The 19,929-nt window shown below is 69.6% G+C and carries 16 protein-coding genes; 12 read left to right on the top strand and 4 right to left on the bottom strand.

Features of this window, described 5'->3' with window-relative positions:
* Nucleotides 1-2 precede the first annotated feature (2 nt).
* Nucleotides 3-440 carry an ATP-binding protein gene (locus tag KPL78_RS10270; protein ID WP_219762848.1) on the top strand — a complete coding sequence of 146 codons (438 nt, stop codon included), beginning with the start codon at nt 3-5 and terminating at the stop codon, nt 438-440.
* Between the two features lie 78 nt (nt 441-518).
* Here the strand turns inward: KPL78_RS10270 and KPL78_RS10275 are convergent, their stop codons facing one another.
* Nucleotides 519-1,631: a hypothetical protein gene (locus KPL78_RS10275; RefSeq protein ID WP_219762849.1), complete on the bottom strand. Its 1,113-nt coding sequence runs from the start codon at nt 1,629-1,631 to the stop codon at nt 519-521.
* 175 nt (nt 1,632-1,806) lie between these two features.
* Between KPL78_RS10275 and KPL78_RS10280 the strand changes: the two genes are divergently transcribed.
* Nucleotides 1,807-2,574: a hypothetical protein gene (locus KPL78_RS10280; protein WP_219762850.1), complete on the top strand. Its 768-nt coding sequence runs from the start codon at nt 1,807-1,809 to the stop codon at nt 2,572-2,574.
* A gap of 52 nt (nt 2,575-2,626) precedes the next feature.
* Here KPL78_RS10280 and arsJ read toward each other — a convergent pair whose 3' ends face one another.
* From arsJ to KPL78_RS10295, 3 genes are read right to left on the bottom strand one after another with little or no spacing between them, the layout of a single operon-like run.
* Nucleotides 2,627-3,874, bottom strand: coding sequence for an organoarsenical effux MFS transporter ArsJ (gene arsJ, locus KPL78_RS10285; RefSeq protein ID WP_219762851.1), 1,248 nt, complete (start codon nt 3,872-3,874; stop codon nt 2,627-2,629).
* A 4-nt stretch (nt 3,875-3,878) separates the two neighbouring features.
* Complete coding sequence (locus tag KPL78_RS10290; protein ID WP_219762852.1) at nt 3,879-4,922, bottom strand: ArsJ-associated glyceraldehyde-3-phosphate dehydrogenase; 1,044 nt, start codon at nt 4,920-4,922, stop codon at nt 3,879-3,881.
* A complete protein-coding gene (locus tag KPL78_RS10295) occupies nt 4,919-5,779 on the bottom strand; it encodes a metalloregulator ArsR/SmtB family transcription factor (protein ID WP_219762853.1) in 861 nt (286 codons plus the stop codon). Before KPL78_RS10295 ends, KPL78_RS10290 begins: the two co-directional genes overlap by 4 nt.
* Before the next feature lie 298 nt (nt 5,780-6,077).
* Between KPL78_RS10295 and KPL78_RS10300 the strand changes: the two genes are divergently transcribed.
* The 10 genes from KPL78_RS10300 (at nt 6,078) to KPL78_RS10345 (ending at nt 19,503) form a co-directional block, all read left to right on the top strand.
* Nucleotides 6,078-8,132, top strand: a complete 2,055-nt coding sequence (locus KPL78_RS10300) for a hydantoinase/oxoprolinase family protein (protein ID WP_219762854.1) — start codon at nt 6,078-6,080, stop codon at nt 8,130-8,132.
* Nucleotides 8,129-9,781 carry a hydantoinase B/oxoprolinase family protein gene (locus KPL78_RS10305; protein WP_219762855.1) on the top strand — a complete coding sequence of 551 codons (1,653 nt, stop codon included), beginning with the start codon at nt 8,129-8,131 and terminating at the stop codon, nt 9,779-9,781. Before KPL78_RS10300 ends, KPL78_RS10305 begins: the two co-directional genes overlap by 4 nt.
* 6 nt (nt 9,782-9,787) lie before the next feature.
* The gene (locus KPL78_RS10310; RefSeq protein WP_219762856.1) at nt 9,788-10,735 is read left to right on the top strand and encodes an ABC transporter permease; all 948 of its coding nucleotides are present in this window, start codon (nt 9,788-9,790) and stop codon (nt 10,733-10,735) included.
* Complete coding sequence (locus tag KPL78_RS10315; RefSeq protein ID WP_219762857.1) at nt 10,732-12,582, top strand: dipeptide/oligopeptide/nickel ABC transporter permease/ATP-binding protein; 1,851 nt, start codon at nt 10,732-10,734, stop codon at nt 12,580-12,582. Before KPL78_RS10310 ends, KPL78_RS10315 begins: the two co-directional genes overlap by 4 nt.
* Nucleotides 12,579-13,583 carry an ABC transporter ATP-binding protein gene (locus KPL78_RS10320; RefSeq protein WP_219762858.1) on the top strand — a complete coding sequence of 335 codons (1,005 nt, stop codon included), beginning with the start codon at nt 12,579-12,581 and terminating at the stop codon, nt 13,581-13,583. The genes KPL78_RS10315 and KPL78_RS10320 overlap by 4 nt, the downstream gene beginning before the upstream one ends.
* A complete protein-coding gene (locus tag KPL78_RS10325; protein ID WP_219762859.1) occupies nt 13,583-14,917 on the top strand; it encodes an NAD(P)/FAD-dependent oxidoreductase in 1,335 nt (444 codons plus the stop codon). The genes KPL78_RS10320 and KPL78_RS10325 overlap by 1 nt, the downstream gene beginning before the upstream one ends.
* Entirely contained in the window at nt 14,914-16,437 is a 1,524-nt protein-coding gene (locus tag KPL78_RS10330; protein WP_219762860.1) for an ABC transporter substrate-binding protein, read from the top strand. The genes KPL78_RS10325 and KPL78_RS10330 overlap by 4 nt, the downstream gene beginning before the upstream one ends.
* Nucleotides 16,438-16,543: 106 nt before the next feature.
* A complete protein-coding gene (locus KPL78_RS10335) occupies nt 16,544-17,248 on the top strand; it encodes a GntR family transcriptional regulator (protein WP_219762861.1) in 705 nt (234 codons plus the stop codon).
* A gap of 114 nt (nt 17,249-17,362) precedes the next feature.
* Nucleotides 17,363-18,328 carry a 2-hydroxyacid dehydrogenase gene (locus KPL78_RS10340; RefSeq protein ID WP_219762862.1) on the top strand — a complete coding sequence of 322 codons (966 nt, stop codon included), beginning with the start codon at nt 17,363-17,365 and terminating at the stop codon, nt 18,326-18,328.
* Nucleotides 18,329-18,546: 218 nt separating this feature from the next.
* Nucleotides 18,547-19,503: a tripartite tricarboxylate transporter substrate binding protein gene (locus tag KPL78_RS10345; protein WP_219762863.1), complete on the top strand. Its 957-nt coding sequence runs from the start codon at nt 18,547-18,549 to the stop codon at nt 19,501-19,503.
* Nucleotides 19,504-19,929: the final 426 nt, after the last annotated feature.

Genomic DNA, 19,929 nt, shown 5'->3' on the forward strand with positions numbered 1-19,929 from the left:
TCGTGCTGCCGCGCCGGATCGAAAGCCCCTGCGGGCGCGAACCGGCCGCCATCGCGGCCGTGCTCGAGCGGATCGAAGCCGCGCTGGCCGAGGAAGGCTGCCCGCCACCTCGCTCCGCCGCCTTCATGGTGGTGGCGGAGGAGATGGTGACGAATGTCGCGCGCTACGCCTGGCCCGAGCATGCAGCGCCTGGGCTGTTCACCGTCTCGGCCGGGATCAGCCGCCGCCTGGACGGCATCGAAGTCCTGCTGGTCACCGAGGATGACGGCGTGCCCTTCGACCCGACGCTGCGCGGCGCGCCGGATACCGATGCGCCGGTGGAGGAGCGCGCCATCGGCGGGCTCGGCATCCATCTGGTGATGCGTATGACCGAGTGGCAGTGCTACCGGCGCGAGGCCGGGCGCAACCGCTTCTCGGTCATCTGGCGCTGTGCGGCGTGATCATCTGAGCTGGTCGTCGGGGCGCGACGCGCCCCGGCCCGGATCGTGGCGGTGCCACGATCCGGCGCGGGCAGCGCTTCAGCGCGCCCGCATCACGCTTTGATCGCGCGGGTCGAGCAGGAAGGCCGAGACCATCAGCCCGGGGATCTGCGCCGAAACCGAGGTGACGACCGGCGGCCGGTCCGACACATCCAACGCGGCACCCTGGCGCAGGCGCGCGATCCAGTGGCGATAGACCAGCGCGACGCGGTTGCGCGCATCGTAGCCGAGGGCGCGCTCGAAGGCCGCATCGGCCTCGTCCAGCTTGCCGCCGGCCCAATGGATCAGCCCACGCTGGATCTCGATATAGGCGGGAAAGGTCGGGATGAGCTGCTGCATCGGGACCTGGGCGGCGCGATTCAGCTCACGCTCGGCCAGGCCCAGATCGCCTTGGATCACCGCCACGAAGGATCCGTTGAGCGCGTAGAAGGTCCGCGCCGTCGGCAATGCGCCTTCGAAGGCGTCGGCGCGGGCGATCTGGTCCCGCGCGGCCGGCACGTCGCCATGCAGCAGGGCGAGCACCGAGACGAGGCTGTGCAGCGCCGACCTCTCGATATCGGTGTTCGCCCCCCAGTCGCGGTCCAGCAGGCGCTCGGCCTGAGTCCGCACGAGACCGACGTCGATGCTCGGATCCAGCAGCACGTCGCGCAGTTGCGCCAGCGTAACGCGGAACGGCGCGATCTCGGCGAAGGTGGTGACGGCGGCGTGGCGGATCAGCGCCACCGCGTCCTTGTCGCTGCGGGTGAAGGACAGGCGCTGGAGTGGCCGGCCTTCCTGAGCCACGATCGTCTCCAGGACCAGTTCATTGCCACGGTCGATCATCGTCGCCGAGACACGGATCGGTTCCAGCCCGAAAAGGTCCTGCAAGGCCGCGGTGACGTCGGTCAGCTTCAGCGGTTCGGCAAGCGCCCCGATCACCGTGCGACGGGAGGACACGCGCGGCACTGGCACCGGCACGCCGGAGGGAATGGCCGCGATGCGCGACAATTCGGTGATGAAGATCTCCTCGGCCGATTGGCGGGTGAGACCGGATTGCTGCACGGCCGGCGGCAGTCCGATGCCGACCGCCATGGTGTTCGCGCTGATCACCGCATCGCCGGCGATCAGGCCGAACACGATGGCCGAGAGTAAGCCGATGGTGGCGAGTTCCATGCGGGCCTGGCTCCTGAAGGATACGGTCCGCACCCTGCCGCACGCTGCTTAAGCCGGGATTTATGCCGGGGACGGTCCGGCGAATTTCACGCGCGCAGCGCCATCCTAGGCATTTCTCCATCTTGTTGCGGTCTGATCGCGGCCCCGTCGCATCGGCCCCGAGGAGAATGCCACTGTGTCCATCGCCCTTGACGACCCGGCGCCGACCGCGAATTCACCACGGCAAACCGGCCGGCTGTGGGCGGTCGTCACGGTGATGGCAGTCGCCGGCCTCGGCTTCGCCGCGGGCTTCGGCACGGCGCGGTTGCAGACGGCCGCGCAGCCATCCGGCGCGCTGGCGGCGTCGGCCGCGCCCGCGGCAGGCCCGCCTGATCCTATCGCAAGCCCCGATGCCGCCCCGCCAGTCGCCATGCTCCAGCCCGGCCGCGTCTCCGATTCGGAGGCGCTGCTGCGGACGGCAGCGGCGTTGCGCGACGCGCTGCGGGCAGGCGAACCCTATGCGGCGCCGCTGGACGTCATGCTCGCGCAGCCCGGCGGGGCCGAGGCACTGGCGCCGCTGCGCGAGCCATTGCTGGCGGGCGCTGCCGGCGCACCGGACCGGCCGACGCTCGCCGCGCAGCTCGACGGCATCACGCTGAGCATCCTGGCGCTGGACGACGTTGAACCGGCTGGCTGGTCCGGCCGGATGGTGCAGCGTCTAATCCTGCTGCTGCCGGGCGACAGCCGCGCCGCCCGCCAGCAGCGCCGCGACGCCGCCTTCACCGCCGCCCGTGCCGCGGCATCACGCGGTGCGCTGGATGAGGCCGTGCTTGCGCTCGCACCGCTGGACCCCGAGACCGCCGGCGCCTTCTCGAGCTGGATCGACGCCGCGCGGCAACGCCTCGCGCTCGACCAGCTCGCCGATCGCGTGGCGGTGCTGGCGCTCGACCACGCCTATCACTGAAGCAATGCGTGGCGATGACGCCGACTTGCCAGGCTGCCTCAGCGTGACGCCATCAGGCCGACGGGACGTTGGCGCGTCGATACGGAAGCTCAAGCGTGATCATCCAGCACACGGCCAGCATGACAGTAGCCCCGATCAGGCAGACCGGGAGCCCGCCCCAGCCATACAGCAGGCCGGACAGCAGCGTACCGCCGAACCGTCCCGCGGCGTTGGCGGCGTAGTAGAAGCCGACATCCTCCGCCGCCTTCTCGCTGCCGGCATAGGCGAGCACGAGATAGGAGTGGACGGAGGAGTTTACGGCGAAGAGCACGCCGAAGACGCAGAGTCCAACCGGCACGAAGAGGTCGGCCCGCGGTGCACCGGCCAGCATCATCGCCGCGAGCAGCGCGGGCACGGCAGCTAGCGCCAGCGACCATCCACGTGCCGCCGGGACCTCAGCCGAGAGCCCGTCGTCGCTGCGTCGGACCAGCGCTGGCGCACTCGCCTGGATCACGCCGTAGCCGATCGTCCAGACAGCAAGGAACCCGCCCACCATCGTGAACGTCCAGCCGGAGGCGTAGAGGAATACCGGCAACCCCACGACAAACCACACGTCGCGCGCACCGAACAGGAAGACGCGCGCGGCGGCCAGCAGGTTCACGCCGCGGCTCTTGCCAAAGAGCTCCTTCGCTGTCCGCGACGCCTTCGCCCTGCCCATCATCGGCGGCAGGGCCGTGACGACCCCGAGCAGCACCGCGAGCAGGGCGGCCGCCATGGCCCAGAGCGCGCCGCGGAAGCCCAGCGCCTCGAGCAGCAGGCCCCCCAGGAAGAAGCCCGCGCCCTTCATCGCGTTCTTGCTGCCGGTGAAGAAGGCGACCCACCTGAACAGCCGTCCGGAGGCATCGCCCGCCGTCAGCTTGATCGCGGATTTGGATGCGGTCTTGGTCAGGTCCTTTGCCACGCCGCAGACGCCCTGCGCCACGACGACCCACGCCACGGACAACGCCGCGCCCCAGTCGGGGGAGACCGCCGAGAGCAGCAGGAAGCCCAGGATCTGCGTGATCAGCCCCACAGCCAGCATGCGCGCGATGCCGAACCGCGTCGCCAGCCAGCCGCCGATCAGGTTCGCGCCGATCCCGGCCGCCTCGTAGAGCAGGAACAGGAAGGCCAGCGTGAAAGGCGAATAGCCGAGCCGGAAGAAATGCAGCAGCACCAGCATCCGCAGCGCGCCGTCGGTCAGCGTGAAGCCCCAATAGGCCAGCGTGACGATGAGGTAGTTGCGCGTCCCGTGCGATGCCGCGGCGGCGGTGCTGCTGCTCATGGCGTCAGATCCCGGCAGCCTGCATGTGGCAGGCGAGATCCACCATGCGGCAGGCGTAGCCCATCTCGTTGTCGTACCAGGCATAGACCTTCAGCAGGGTTCCATCGGTCACCATCGTGCTCGGCGCATCGACGATGCTGCTGCGCGTGTCCCGGGCATAGTCGGCCGAGACCAGGGGTCGCTCCTCATAGCCGAGGATACCGGCAAGCGGGCCATCCGCGGCGCCGCGGAACAGCGCGTTGACTTCCTCGACGCTCGTCTCGCGCCGCATCTCGAAGACGCAATCGGTGAGCGAGGCGTTCAGCACCGGCGCACGCACCGCATGGCCGTTCAGCTTGCCCTTGAGCTCCGGATAGATCAACGCGATAGCGGTGGCACTGCCCGTGGTCGTCGGCTGCAGGCTCAGCATCGCCGAACGCGCCCGCCGCAGATCCTTGTGCGGCGCGTCGGTCACCACATTGGTGTTGGTCGGATCGTGGATCGTGGTGATCTGGCCATGACGGATGCCGATCGCCTCATGCACCACCTTCACCACCGGGGCGAGGCAGTTCGTGGTGCAGGAGGCCGCGGTGACGATCGGGTATCGCCCGGGATCGTAGAGCTGCTCGTTCACGCCCACGACGACATTCAGCACGCTGTCGAACTTCACCGGGGCCGCCACGATGACGCGCTTCGCGCCACGGTCGAGATGACCCTGGAGCGTCGCGGGCGTGAGGAAGCGGCCGGTGCATTCCAGCACCAGCTCGACACCCAGATCCCCCCACGGGATGTCACCGGGGCTGGGATGCTCGCTGAAGCCCAGGCGGCGGTTGCCGATGGCAATGGCGGCATTGTCCTCGACGCTGATCGGCGTGCGCCAGCGCCCCTGGACACTGTCGAACTCGACCAGGTGCGCCGTGGCGGCGGCACCGCCCTTGACTTCGTTCATGTGCACGATGTCGAGGCGGTTTCCCTTGCGCGGGTCCTCGGCGGGACGCTCGGCAGCGCCCATCGCGGCGCGCAGGGCGAGCCGACCGATGCGGCCCATCCCGTTGATGCCGACCCTCATGCGCGTGCGCCGGCGGCGAGCGGCTGCGCCAGTTCGTCGATGCGCGCCTTCAGCGCCATACGGTCCAGCGTGCCGAATGGAAGGCTGGTGAAGATCCTGAGGCGACGATGCAGCGCCGCATAGAGCTCGTTCAGCAACGTCGCCCGCTCCGTCGCGCTGCCGGAGAATTTCGCCGGATCGGGCAGCGGCCAGGCCGCGGTGACGTGAGTGCCCTCGAAATCAGGGCAGGCCTGGAGGTTCAGCGTGTCGCAAAGGGCGATGACGAAATCCATGCGCGGCGCGCCGGGCCCTGTGAACTCATCCCAGGATTTCGAGCGCAGCCCGGCGACGTCATGGCCAAGCCCCCTGAGCTGCGCCAGCACCTCCGGCAGCGGGCCGGTCTGAAGCGGGGCCGAGCCGGCCGAGAAGGCGTGGAACTGGCCTCCCGGCATGCTGTTCAGGATCGCCTCGGCCATGATCGAGCGGGCGGAATTGTGGGTGCACAGGAACAGGACATTGAAGGTCGCCGGTTTCATCCGAGCGGTCTCCCCATGGGTTTCGAAGAGGCGATGGAGGTCGCCGCAGCGCGCCGGATCGCCGTCGCAGCAGGCATCGGCGAGAAAGGCGAGAAGGGCGCGCAAGCGATCGACCTGCGCCGCGTAAATCAGGCTGCGCCCCTGGCGGGTCGCGGCGATCAGCCCGGCCTGCTCCAGGGCGCGGAGATGGAAGGACAGCGTCGACGGCGGGACACCGAGTCGTGCCGCGACATCACCCGCGGCGAGGCCGCTCGGCCCGGCCCCCAGCAGGGCGCGCAGCAGATCAAGACGTGTCTCCTGGCCCAGGGCACCGAAGGCGAGGGCGGCTTCCAACGATTCCATAATTCGACAATACTCGAATCGTTTGGTCAGACACGAGAAGTTTCGATGACAACGGCGCCGACGATTTGTCCCGATGGGTCATGAAGACTGCGGCACGCGCACCACCGGAGCGGCATGACGGCACCGCGCGACTCCCTTGCATACGCGGCGCATACAGATAACAATCGCTCAGCGAATAGGCGTTTGTGCGACGCCAGATGAGTAAGCGCGCTCTACTTGATCGAATTGATCGAATTTTGTGCGCTTGCTCACGCCTGCTGTGTTGCTGCGGTCCCCTTCGATCGGGTGAGGAGTCCAGATGGCTTGGCGGATTGGCGTCGATTCCGGCGGAACCTTTTGCGACATATGCCTGTTCGAGGAAGAGAGCGGCGAGGTCGCCGTCTGGAAGGTGTCATCGACACCTGACGACCCTTCCCGCGGCATCGCCGCCGGCGTGCAGGAAGGCCTCGCGAATGTCGGTGCTGCGCCGGGATCGGCCGGGTATTTCGGCCATGGCACGACCGTCGGCACCAATGCGCTGATCCAGCATCGCGGGGTGCGCACCGGCCTGATCACCACGGACGGCTTCCGCGACCTGCTGGAGATCGGGCGCCAGAAGCGACCCGATCTCTACGACCTGCAGGTCGACAAGCCGCTCGTCCTGGTCTCCCGCGATCTTCGCATCGAGGTGCCGGAGCGCGTCCGCCACGACGGCAGCGTGGAGACGACGCTCGACGAGGCGACGCTGCGCGCCGCCGCGCGGCGGCTGCGGGATGCCGGGGTGAAGGCGGTGGCCATATGCTTCCTCTACGGCTTCGTGCGCCCGGAACACGAGGCCCTGGCGAGCCGCATCGTCGCCGAGGAGCTGCCCGACGCCTTCATCAGTGTCGGCCATGAGGTCGCCCCGGAATTCCGCGAGTTCGAACGGGTCTCGACCGCCGTGGTGAACGCCTATCTCGGCCCGGTCATGCAGGGCTACATCCGCCGCCTGGCGGGACGGCTGGCGGATCTCGGCATCGCCACGCCGCCCCATCTGACGCAGTCGAATGGCGGCGTGATCGGCTTCGACCAGGCCGCGCGCCTGCCTGTCCGCACCGTACTCTCCGGCCCCTCGACCGGCGTCGTCGCGGCGCAGGAACTCGGGCGCATGGTGGGGATCGGCGACCTCATCACCTTCGACATGGGTGGCACCAGCACCGATGTCGCGCTGCTGAAGGACGGCCAGTGCCGCCTGACCGGCGAGGCCATCGTCCATGGCTATCCGATCAAGGCACCGATGCTCGACATCCACACGGTCGGCGCCGGCGGCGGATCCATCGCCCATGTCGATTCCGGCGGCCTGCTGAAGGTCGGCCCGCGCAGCTGCGGCGCCTTCCCGGGCCCCGTCTGCTATGACCAGGGCAACACCGAGCCGGCGACCACCGACGCCAACGTCGTGCTGCAGACGCTGAACCCGACGCACCTGCTCGGCGGCCGCATGGCGGTCCGGCAGGACCTGGCGAAGGAGGCGATCGGACGGCTGGCCGAGACACTCGGCCTCGGCCTGATGGAGACGGCGCAGGGCATCCTGTCCGTCGTGACGGCAAACATGGCGCGCGCCATCCGGGTGATCTCGGTCCAGCGCGGCCACGATCCGCGCGACTACACGCTGGTCGCCTTCGGCGGCGCCGGACCGCTGCATGCGGCGCGCCTGGCACGGGAACTCGAGATCCGCCGCATCCTGGTGCCGCGCAACCCGGGCATCCTGTGCGCCATGGGTCTGCTGCTGACCGACCTGCGCGCGGATTTCGCCGCCACCCGCCTCACCGTGCTGGATGATGCGGCGGCCCCGACGGTGGAGGACGCCTTCGCCGAGCTCGCCCAGCGCGCCGAGCAATGGTTCACGGAGGAGCATATCCCCGAGGATCGCCGCGCCACGTTGCGCACTGTGGACATGCGCTATGCCGGGCAGAACTACGAGTTGCCGGTCGAACTGCCGCCAGGCCCGGTCACTGCGGCGAGCCTCCAGGCGCTGGCCGACGGCTTCGCCGAGGCGCATCGCCGGCAATACGGCTTCGTCGATGCCGAAGGCACGGTGCAGCTCGTCACCTTCCGGCTCGAAGCGACGGGCCTCGTCGCGAAGGCCAACTTCGTACCGCAGCCCGATGCGGGACCGGATGCGGCCCCGGCCCTGATCGGTCATCGCGATGTGTGGATGCCCGAGGCGGGCGGCTGGGTCTCCTGCCCCCTCTACGACCGTGCCGCGCTGCGCGCCGGAAACCGCATCGCCGGCCCGGCGATCATCGAGCAGATGGACGCGACCACCGTCCTGCTGCCCGGCATGACCGCCCTGGTCGAGCCCTATCTCAACCTCATCCTGGAGTTCCCGGCATGAGCACAGCGCTGAAGCTCGACCACGTCGCGGTGGATCCGATTACGGTCGAGGTCATCGGTTCCGCCCTGTCCTCCATCACCGAGGAGATGGGCGAGGCGCTGGTGCGCGCCAGCCATTCGACGAACATCAAGGAAAGGCGGGACTGCTCGACCGCGCTGTTCGACCCCTCGGGCGCGACGCTCTGCCAGGCCGAGCACATCCCGATGCATCTCGGCAGCTTCATCGACATGCTGCCGCACATCCTCAAGCGCCATCCGGTCGACCAGATCCGCCCCGGCGACGTCTTCATCGGCAACGATGCCTATGAGGGCGGCGGCACCCATCTGCCGGATTTCGTCCTGGCCGAACCGATATTCGATGGCGGGCAGATCGTCGCCTGGGCGGTGAATACGGCCCATCACGCCGATTTCGCCGATCGCGGCCATGCCCACATCTTCCAGGAAGGCCTGCGCATCCCGCCAATCCGGCTCTATCGCGCCGGAGAATTGCAGCAGGATGTGCAGGAGCTGATCCTGCTGAACTGCCAGGTCCCGCGCGAGCGCCTGTCCGACCTGCGCGCGCAGATGGCGGCCAACCGGCTCGGGGTGCTGCGCATGCAGGCGCTCTGCGCCAAATACGGCCGCGACGTGGTCCTCGCCGCCGGCGATGCCTTGCAGGACTACGCCGAGCGCAAGATGCGCGCCGGCATCAACGCGATCCCCGACGGCACCTATCGCTTCAATGACGTGTACGAGAACCCGGAGATCGACAACGAGCTCGCCTTCTCCTGCGAGATCACCGTCGCCGGCGACACCATGCATCTGCACTTCGATGCGCCGCCGCAGGTCCGCGCCGGGCTCAACATGACGCATACGGCGCTGCTGGCGACCGTCTACTACGCGGTGAAATGCCTGGTGGACCCAACCGTGCTGCCCAATGCGGGGCTGGCGCGCCCCCTGACCGTGACGGCCACCGAGGGCACCGTCGTCAATTGCAGCTACCCCGCGGCGGTCAATGGCCGCTGCAGCACCTGCCAGCGCGTGGTGGACCTCGTCTTCGGCGCCCTCGCCCCGGCGGTGCCGGATCGCGTCATCGCCGCGACGAACGGTGCCAACACGGTGGCGCATTTCGCCGGCACCAATCCGGACGGCTCGTCCTGGATCTACCTCGAGACCATCGGCGGCGGCTCCGGCGCTCGTGCGACCAAGGACGGGCTCGACGGCGTTCAGGTGCACATGACCAACACCTCGAACCTGCCAGTCGAGGCACTGGAGAACGAGTATCCGCTGACCCTGATGCGGTACGAGCTGGTGGACGGCTCGGGCGGTGCCGGCGCCCATCGCGGCGGCATGGGGCTGCGCCGCGTCTACCGCGCCGAGGCTCCGTGCCGCCTGCGCCTCGACGGCTCGCGCATGCGGACCTCGCCCTGGGGGCTGGCCGGCGGCCTCGACGGTGCGCGCGCCGTCATCGAGGCCGGCGACCTGCCCTATGACCATGGTCTCGTGCTGATGAAGGCGGGCGATGTGCTGTCCATCGTCACCGCCGGGGGCGGCGGCTATGGCTCGCCTGAGCGGCGCGATCCGGCACTGGTCGCGCGCGACATCGCCGAGGGCCGGCTGACCCGCGATGCGGCGCGGCTGATCTATCCGCAAGCGGCGCTGGACGGCTGACCCGCGATGTGGGTGCTGCGGCGGATCGGCGTCGCCCTGGTCCTGGTCTGGATCGTGGCCAGCGTGGTCTTCCTCGCGATCCGCCTGGTGCCCGGCGATCCGGCCGAGATCATGCTGAGCCAGGGCGGCGTCTCGCCCGATGCCGCGGTGGTCGCCGAGCTGCGCGACCAGCTCGGCCTCGACCGGTCGATCTGGGACCAGTACCGGGCCAACTTCCAGGGGCTGCTCTCCGGCGATCTCGGCGTCTCCCTCACCGATCAGGCCTCAGTTTCCGGCCAGGTCTTCGCCCGTCTGCCGCGAACGCTGGAACTGATCGCCGTCGCGGCGCTGGTCTCCGTGCTGACCGGCATTCCGCTCGGCCTGCTTGCGGCGCTGCGCCGCGGCGGCTGGTTCGACCGCCTCGCCATGGGTCTCGCGGGGCTGTCACTGTCGGTCCCGGTCTTCGTCGTCGGCACGCTGCTGGTGCTGGTCTTCGCGCAATGGCTGGCCCTGCTGCCGGCGGGCGGGTTCACGCCCTTCCGGACCGATCCGACGCGGCACGTGGCTCAGGTGCTGATGCCGGCGATCACCATCGCCTCCAGCCTCGCGCCGGTGCTGTTCGGCATGACCCGTGCGGCGGTGATCGACGTGATCACCCGCGACCATGTCCGCACCGCCCGGGCCAAGGGCGTCGCCCCAGCGGGCGTCGTGCTGCGTCATGTGCTGCGCAACGCGCTGATCCCGGTCGTCACGGTGCTCGCCCTGCATCTGGGCACGCTGCTCGGCGGCACCGTGCTGGTCGAATACGTCTTCAACTATCCGGGCCTGTCGGGGCTGCTCGTCGATGCGGTGAATGCGCGCGACTATCCGATGGTGCAGGGCGTGGTCCTGGTGATCTCGGTGCTTTTCGTGGCGCTGAACCTGACGATGGACCTGGTCTATGGCGTCCTCGACCCGCGGGTGCGGCGGGCATGAGGCGCATCAATCCCATTCCGCTCGCCGCCGTCGGGATCATCGCGCTGCTGGCGCTGCTCGTGCCCTATCTCGGCCTGCCCGATCCGGTGCGGATCGACGTCCCCAACCGGCTGGCCGGGCCGTCCTGGCAACACCTGCTCGGGCAGGACGAGGTCGGGCGCGACATCCTTTCCCGGCTGCTGTGGGGCGCGCGGTCCTCGCTGACCGTCGCATTGCTGTCCGCGACCATCGCCTGCGTGATTGGCACCGCCCTCGGCGTGATGGGCGGGTTCCTCGGTGGCGTGGTGGACCTGCTCACCATCCGGGCCGCCGACATCGTGCTCTGCTTCCCGCCGCTGCTGCTGGCCCTGCTGGTGGTGACGCTGCTGGGACCGGGGGCGGCGACGCTCATTCCTGTGCTCGCCCTCGTCTATCTGCCGGGCTTCGTCCGCGTCGCCTATGCCGGGGTGCTCAGCGTCCGCCACCAGGAATATGTCGAGGCGCAGCGCGCGCTCGGTGTCGGCAAGCTGCGCATCATGCTGCGCACCGTGCTGCCGAACATCGGCGGGCCGGTGCTGGTGCAGTTCTCGCTCGCCATGGCCTCCGCCGTGGTGCTGGAATCCGGGCTGAGCTTCCTCGGCCTCGGCGTGGTGCCGCCTTCGCCGTCCTGGGGATTGATGATCGGCGCGGCGCGGTCGACCATGGCGCAGACGCCGCTGCCGCTGCTCTGGCCGTGCCTCGCGCTCACCCTGACCGTGCTGTCGATGAACGCGCTCTGCGACGCGGTGCGCGCGGCAGTCGATCCGCATGGCGTGCCGCCGCGGCAGCGCCGCTGGCTGCTGCCGGCGCTGCTGCCCGGCCTGCCCTTCCGCGCCGGGGCGTCGCTCGCGGTGCGTGACCTGACGGTCGCCATCGATACGCCCGCGGGCGCCGTGCGGCCGGTTCGGTCGGTCTCCTGGTCCGTGGCGCCCGGGGAGACGCTCGCCATCGTCGGCGAAAGCGGCTCGGGCAAGTCGCTCACCGGCCTCGCGGTGCTCGGCCTGCTGCCGCTCGTCGCGCGACCGGAGGAAGGGGCGGTGCTGTTCGGCGAGCGCGAATTGCTGCGGATGGACGAAGCGGCATTGCGGCGCCTGCGCGGGGCCGAGTTGGCGATGATCTTCCAGGACCCGATGTCGAGCCTGAACCCGGTGCATCGCATCGGCACGCAGATCGTCGAGGCGATCCGCGCCCACCGCCCGCTGTCGCGCCGCAGCGCCTGGCAGGAAGCAGTGGCGCTTCTCGCCAGGGTCGGCATCCCGGACGCCGCGCGCCGCGCCCGCAGCTTCCCGCACGAATTGTCGGGCGGCATGCGCCAGCGCGCCATGATCGCGATGGCCATCGCCAATCGCCCGACGCTGCTGATCGCCGATGAACCGACCACCGCGCTGGACGTCACCATCCAGGCCCAGGTCCTTGAATTGCTGGCGGAGCTGAAGGCCGAGAACGGCATGGGCCTGGTCTTCATCACCCACGCCCTGCCGGTGGTGGCCGAAATCGCCGACCGTGTCGTGGTGATGTATGCCGGCGAAGTGGTCGAGCACGGGCCGGTCGCCGAGATCTTCACCCGGCCGCTGCATCCCTATACCGCCGCCCTGCTGCGCAGCGCACCGCCCGAAGATGGCTCCCTGCCTCAGGCCATCCCGGGCACGGTGCCATTGCCGCAGCACCTGCCGGCGGGCTGTGCCTTCGCGCCCCGCTGCGTCTCCCGGCGCGACGCCTGCGAGGCGGCACCGCCGCCGCTGGAACAGGCTGCCCCCGGCCACGACACGCGCTGCATCCGCTGGCGCGAATGGCAGCGTCTCCCCGTGACCCAGGGGGCCGAGGCATGACCGCACTGATCGAGGCGACGAACCTGTCCAAGCAGTTCGGCGGCCGCGGCCTGTTCGGCCTCGGCGGCAAGCCGGTGCGCGCGCTCTGCGAGGTCTCGCTGTCCGTCGCGCGCGGCGAGGCAGTCGGCCTGGTCGGCGAAAGCGGCTCGGGCAAGAGCACGATGGGCCGCGTCCTGCTCGGCCTCACCCCGGCCAGCGGCGGCAGCGTGCGCCTCGACGGCACCGTGATCGCCAATCTGAAAGGCGAAGCGGCACGTGGCCTTCGCCGCCGGATGCAACTTGTCTTCCAGGATCCCTATTCGAGCCTCGATCCACGCCGCCGCGTCAGCGCCCAGATCGCCGACGGGCTACTGGCGCATGGCCTCGCCACGCGGGCCGAGATTCCCGGACGCGTCGCGACCCTGCTCGATCAGGTCGGCCTGCCCAAGGCCCACGCTGACCGCTATCCGCACGAATTCTCCGGCGGCCAGCGACAGCGCATCGGCATCGCCCGGGCGTTGGCCGTAGGCCCGGACTTCCTCGTCGCCGACGAGCCGGTCTCGGCTCTTGACGTGTCGGTCCAAGCGCAGGTGCTCGCGCTGCTGGCCGATCTGCGGGCACGGCTGGGGCTGGCGATGCTGTTCATCAGCCATGACCTGCCGGTGGTGCGCAGCCTGTGCGACCGGGTCGTCGTCCTCTACCTCGGGCGCGTCATGGAGGAAGGCCCCGCCGCCGCGGTGTTCGAGCGGCCGCGCCATCCCTATACCCGCGCGCTGCTCTCGGCGGCGCCGAACATCGATCCGCTGCGCCGCCGCCGGCGCATCCTGCTGCGCGGCGATCCGCCGAGCCCCGCCAATCCGCCGAGCGGCTGCGTCTTCCGCACGCGCTGCGCCTGGGCCGTGGCGGCCTGCGCTGACGCGGTGCCGGCGCTGGATGTCGCGGGGCCGGGCCACCGCGTGGCCTGCATCCGCGTCGACGATCCTGAACTCGCTCCTGACACCCAGCCCGACGGACATCAGTGATGCTCGCAAACCTGCAGGACGCCGACTACGACGAGACGCTGCCGACACGGGCCGAGGTGGTGGTGATCGGCGGCGGCATCGCCGGCGTCAGCACGGCCCTCGCGCTGGTGGCAAAGGGCGTCAGCGTCGCGGTTTGCGAGAAGGGCCGCATCGGCGCCGAGCAGTCCAGCCGGAACTGGGGCTGGTGCCGCGTGATGGGGCGTCACCCGGACGAGATTCCGCTCGGGCTGGAGAGCCTCAGGCTGTGGCGCGCCATGGAAGCCACGGTGCAGGCGGATATCGGCTTCCGCCAGCCCGGCACAGTCTGGGCCTTCGATACCGAGGCCGAGCTGGCCGAGGCCGCGCATTGGCTCGAACATGCCCGCGCCTGGCAGATCGACACCCGGCTGCTCGACACGGCCGGCACCGCGGCGGTGATCACGGGTTCCGTCCGCCGCTTCGCCGGGGCCCTGCACACGCCGAGCGACGGCGTCGCCGAGCCCGAGAAGGCCGTGCCCGCCATGGCGCGCGCCGCGCGGCGCGGCGGCGCCACGATCCATGGGCGTTGTGCAGTGCGCGGCCTCGAGCTGCGCGCCGGTCGCGCCGCCGGCGTCGTCACCGAACGCGGCAGCATCGCATGCGACGCCGTGGTGCTCGCCGGCGGCGCCTGGTCGCGCCTCTTCTGCGGCAATCTCGGCATCGACCTGCCGCAGCTCAAGATGCTGAGCTCGGTGCTGCGCACCGCGCCGGTCGCCGCCCCGCCCGACTGCGCGGTCGGCGCCAGCAACTTCTCCTTCCGCCGGCGCCAGGATGGAGGGTTCACCGTCTCCCGCCGCAACGCCAGCATCGCGGAGATCGTCCCCGACAGCTTCCGGCTCTTCGCCGATTTCCTGCCGACGATGCGCCAGTCCTTCCGCGAGATGCGCCTGCGCATCGGTCGCCGCTTCGTCGAGGAATGGCGCGCGAAACGCCGCTGGCAGCTCGATGAGACGACGCCCTTCGAGGAGGTGCGCGTCCTTGACCCCGCACCGACGCAGTCGCTGCTGCGGGAGGGGCTGGAAAATCTGTCCCAGGCTATGCCCGCCTTCCGCGGTGTCGAAGTTCGCGAACGCTGGGCAGGGCTGATCGACGTCACGCCCGATACGGTGCCGGTGATCTCCTCCGTCGCCACGATCCCGGGCTTTCACATCGCAACGGGATTCTCCGGCCATGGCTTCGGCATCGGTCCCGGCGCGGGCCGGCTGATGGCTGATCTCGTCACCGGAGATCGCCCGATCGTCGACCCGACCCCCTTCGCCCTGGGCCGCTTCGCCCGCTCCCGCCCCCATACCGGATCAATGGAGATACGCGCATGACCCTGACACGTCGCTCCTTCATGGCCGGCGCCGCCGGCGCGCCGCTGATCACCGCGATCGGACCGCGCGCGGCGCAGGCCCAGACTTCGGTGCTGCGGTATGGGCTGCAGCTCTATCCGCCGACCTTCAACCCCTGGCAGCATGCCGGCACCGCCGCGGCCACAGTCAACATCTGCCATCGCCGCGGCCTGCTGTCCTACTCTGCGGATGGGCAGCTTCGCGGCGAGCTCGCGGAAGCCTGGGAATCCGATGACACCGGCTGGCGGTTCCGGTTACGCGACGCCTGGTTCCACAACGGCGAGAAGCTGACCTCCGCCGACGTCAGATACACGATCGAACAGATCGCGGGCGAACGCTCGACCGCCTATCTGCGTGCCAACCTGCAACAGATCGCCGCCATCGAGACGCCGGACGACAAGACGGTCCGGCTGGTGACGCGGCAGCCCATCGCGACCCTGCCCAATTGGCTCGCCCTGCCGCAGGCGCCGATCGTCTGCCGCGGCACCGGCGCCGGCGCGGACGCGGTCGGCTGCGGCCCCTTCCGCATCGAGGAGAATGAGCGCGGCGTGGCGGTCCGCCTGGTCCCTGCCGCCCGCTACTATCGGCCGGGACTGCCCAAGGTGCAGCGGCTCAACATGACCGTCTATGCCGACGAGAATGCGCGCGTCGCTGCGTTGCAGACCGGCGATGTGGATCTCATCGAATACGTGCCCTGGCAGTCGATCGACTCCCTCGCGGCCAATCCCGCGGTGAAGCTCGACAGCACCTTCGGCCCCTTCATGCACATCATCTTCAACGGGCGGGCCGGCAGCCCCTTCGCCGATCCGCGCGTGCGCCGCGCCGTGGCTTTCGCGATCCAGCGCGACGATGTCCGCAAGGCGGCCTTCTTCGGCCATGCCAGCGTGGTGGGCGGCCTGCCGCTGCCCGAAAGCAGCCCCTTCTACAATGCGGAGATGGCGAATGGCTGGACCTACGATCCGGCGCGCGCAAAGCAGCTCCTCGCGGAAGCCGGGCATGCGAACGGCTTCTCCTGCAACCTGCTGTCCAACGTCACCAACGGCATGCACAAATCGACCGCCGAGGTGGTCCAGCAGAACCTCGCCGCCATCGGCATCGACGCGCAGCTCGCCTTGCCGGACTGGGCCGGCTTCGTGACACGGGCGACCCGCGGGCAATACGACATCGCCGTCAACGGCACGACGAGCGACAGCCAGGACGTGGACGGTTTCGCCTCGGTGATGGACGGCTCCCTGTCGCCAGCTTCGGGACGCAGTGCCAACATGAACATCCCCGAACTGACCCGGCTCTTCGCCGAGGGCCGGGCCGAGTTCGACACGGCGAAGCGCAAGGCGATCTACGACCAGGTGCAGCGCATCCTGATCGAGCAGGTGCCGGTCTGCTTCCTGGTGAAGCGCACCCAGGCCTATGCGATGCGCCAGAACGTGCAGGGCTTCCACAATCTTCCGGAGCAGCTGACCTTCTATTCAGGCGTGACCCTGGAAGAGGTGCAGGTCGCCTGATGGATGGTCGGGGCACGCGACGCAACACGTGCCCCGACCGCCGGGCGACGTATGACGGCGCCCGGTCTGCTACAGGATCGCCAGATGGATCGAGGCAGAACGGGAAATGGTGGATATCGGGGAAGCGCCGACGCTGGAGGCCGCCGTGGAAGCGGACACCGCCAAGCTGCCGGCGAGCCAGCGAGCCTACGTCTATATCCGTGACAGGATCCTCAACGGGGAGCTCGCCAGCGATACCTTCGTCGAGGAGGAACACATCTCGACCCTGATCGGCGTCTCCCGCACGCCGGTGCGCGAGGCGTTCAGCCGCCTGCAGGCCGAGCATCTGATCGACCTGGTGCCGCGGCGCGGCGCCAGGGTGCGCGGCGTGACGTTGCGCGAGATGTTCGAGTTCTACGAGGCGCGCCGCATCATCGAGGGGCACGTCGCGGGCAGCCTGTGTCGCGCGAAGGCCGGAGCGCCGCCGGCGATGCGGAGCGTGCTCGCGGAGATGCGCCGGGAGTTGCCGACGCCGGGGCCCCGCTACATGGTGCTCGATGCCGCCCTGCATCAGGCGCTCGTGGCGGCGTCGAGCAACGAGGTGCTGATGGAGATGTATGCAGGACTCTCGACCCGGCAGAGGCGGGTCGCGCTGATCTCGCTGAAGATCCAGCCGCGGCGGCCCGCCCTGATCCATGAACAGCACGAGGCCCTGGTCGATGCCCTGGAACGACATGACGAAGAGGCCGCCCATACGGTCCTGGAGGCCCATCTGCGGCCCATCCGGGACGTGGTCTCCTACTATCGCGGCGGCCCGGCCGATGCGCCATGAGGCCTGCCCCACGCTGGCGCAGGCCGAAGCGTGCGCGGCGATCGCCCGCCGGGAACGTGGCCTGAAGATCCCGGCACGCCGCGCCGCGACAACGATGCAAGGGGACCGCGGCGCATGAGCGGACACATCGCCCTGCTCCAGCCCATCGCGGCGGAGCTCGAACCCATCATCGCCGAGGTGCTGCCCCCGGGCTTCACGGTCACGGCCGTCACGGGCCGCAGCGTCGAGGATCTCAAGGCCGCGGTGCGCGACGCCGACTACGCGGTGTGGTGGGACGTGCCCGTAACGGCGGAAATCCTGGCCGCCGGGCCTCGGCTGAAGCTGCTGCACAAATGGGGCGTCGGCATCGACAATATCGACCTCGAGGCCTGCCGCGCCCGCGGCATCCAGGTGGCGCGCACAACCGGCAGCAATGCCGGCCCGGTGGCGGAATTCACCATCGGCGTGATGATCGCCCTCGCCCGGCGCATCGTGCAGGCGCACATCTCGACCGCTGCCGGCGGCTGGGAGAAGAACGAGGTCTGGAAGCGCAGCATCATGGTGTCCGGCAAGACGGTCGGCATCGTCGGGCTGGGCAGCATCGGGAAGGGCGTGGCGCAGCGCCTGGCCGGCTTCGAGGGCCACATCCTGTATCACAACCGCCATCGCCTGCCGCCCGCCGAGGAGCAGGCGCTCGGCGTCGCATACCGAAGCCTGGACGCACTGCTGGCGGAGAGCGACATCGTCACGCTGCATTGCCCGCTCTCGCCGGAGACAAGGGGCATGATCGACGCCCGCGCCTTCGGGCTCATGAAGCGCGGGGCGCTGCTCGTGAATGTCGCGCGCGGTGGCGTCGTGGTGGAGGCCGATCTGATCGAGGCACTGCGGAACGGCACGCTGGCGGGTGCCGCGGTGGACGTGTTCGACGCCGAGCCGCCACCCCCGGACCACCCCCTGCTGCACATGGACAATGTGATCGTGACGCCGCATTCCGCCTCCACCGCCTTCGAGAACTCCCGGAAAGGCATCCAGCACTGGCTGGGCAACATCGCGCGGGTGGCACGCGGCGAGCAGATCCCCGAGCAGGACCGCGTCGCCTAGGACCGATCGCGTGCGGATGGCATCATCCGCACGCGCTATGATGCGCGTGAACGCCGCATGTTCCGGGCTGCGCCCGGGCGCATGACGGCGTTCGGCCGGCAGACTTGCGGCTCCCGGCCGACACAAGGGGGGCAATGCCGCTTGGCGGCCGTCCCCCGCGACAACCGCGCCATCCGCGGCTAACCTCCCGCCAAACACAAGATCGGGAGAGAAAGTCCATGACCCATCGCCGGGCCTTGCTGGCCGCTGCCGGCGGCTTGATCGCTGCGCCGCGCATTGCGCGTGCGACCTGGGAGCCATCGCGACCCATCCAGCTCATCGTCGGCTTCGCCCCGGGCGGTGGGGCTGACCTCGCGGCGCGCGCCATCGCGGACTCTGCCTCGCGCTTCTTTCCCACGCCCATCGTCGTCCTCAACCGGCCCGGCGCCGGCGGAGCGATCGCTGCGCAGCAGGTGGCGGGCCTGCCGCCGGACGGGCTGAACCTGATCGTCAATGGCGGCAGCGAGAGCACCTCGCTTCCCGCCTTCCGCGAACTGCCCTACGACCCCAAGACATCCTTCCGCGCCATCATCCGTCTGACGCGGCAGCCGCTGCTGATCGTGGCGAAGAAGGGTGGGCGCTTCGGCGACCTGCCAGCGATGATCGACGCCGCGAAGCGCGCACCGGGCACCATCCCGCATGCTTCCTCCGGCATCGGGTCGATCTATCACGCGGTCTTCGTGCTGCTGTCGCAATCCGCCGGCATCGAGCTGCTGCATGTGCCCTTCACCGGGGGCGCGCCGTCGCTCCAGGCGCTCATGTCGGGCACGGTGGAACTCGCCGTGCTGGCGCCGGAGGAGATGGCGGGCCTCGCCCAGGCCGGCGAGGTGAAGGCGCTTGCCGTCGCCTCCGCCGAACGCATCCCGACCCACCCGGACGCGCCGACGCTGCGTGAACTCGGCTACGACGTGGTGGTCGAGAACATGAAGGGCCTCAGCACCCCCGCTGGCCTGCCCGACGACGTCGCGGCCTCCCTGCACGACCGCTTCCGGCAGGGCATGCAGGGCAATGCCTGGAAGACCTTCCTCGACCGCACTGGGGCGATGGACGGTTATCTGGACGGGCCTGGCTTCCAGGCGGCGATGGATTCCGTGCTCGACGCGCTGCGCGCCAACGTCCGGCCTGCGCCGAGATAAGCCGCGAGCCTTCCTGAGGTCGTCCGCAGTCGCCGTCGGAGGGGCTCTGCCCTTCCAAACCACCCGATCATCGGGGTCTCATTGACGTTGCCTGGCAACATCAATGGGTACCCCTGGATGCTGGGCATCCTGGACCGCAATCCTCTGGCACCGAGCGCAACAGGATGAAGGCGTCCGCCAAGCGCCCTCCGTGCGCGGGAGCGCGTCGCGGCGTTGATCCTGCCAATGGCGCGAGACGCCAGGTTGCGGTTTACAGAGGCCCTTCGGCCTTTGGTGGAGAGAGTCCGAGAGGGGCAAGGCCCCTCTCGGGTCCACAGCACAAGCAAAGGGCTATCAGGCGACGCTTTGGGACGCCCGGCACAGACCCCTGACACAAGAAGGGTGCCAATGCCGCCCGGCGCGCCTATTGTGCGGCGCACAAACCGA

The organism is Roseomonas alba, from assembly GCF_019430885.1.
In the GTDB taxonomy this organism is placed as follows: Bacteria; Pseudomonadota; Alphaproteobacteria; order Acetobacterales; family Acetobacteraceae; genus Neoroseomonas; species Neoroseomonas alba.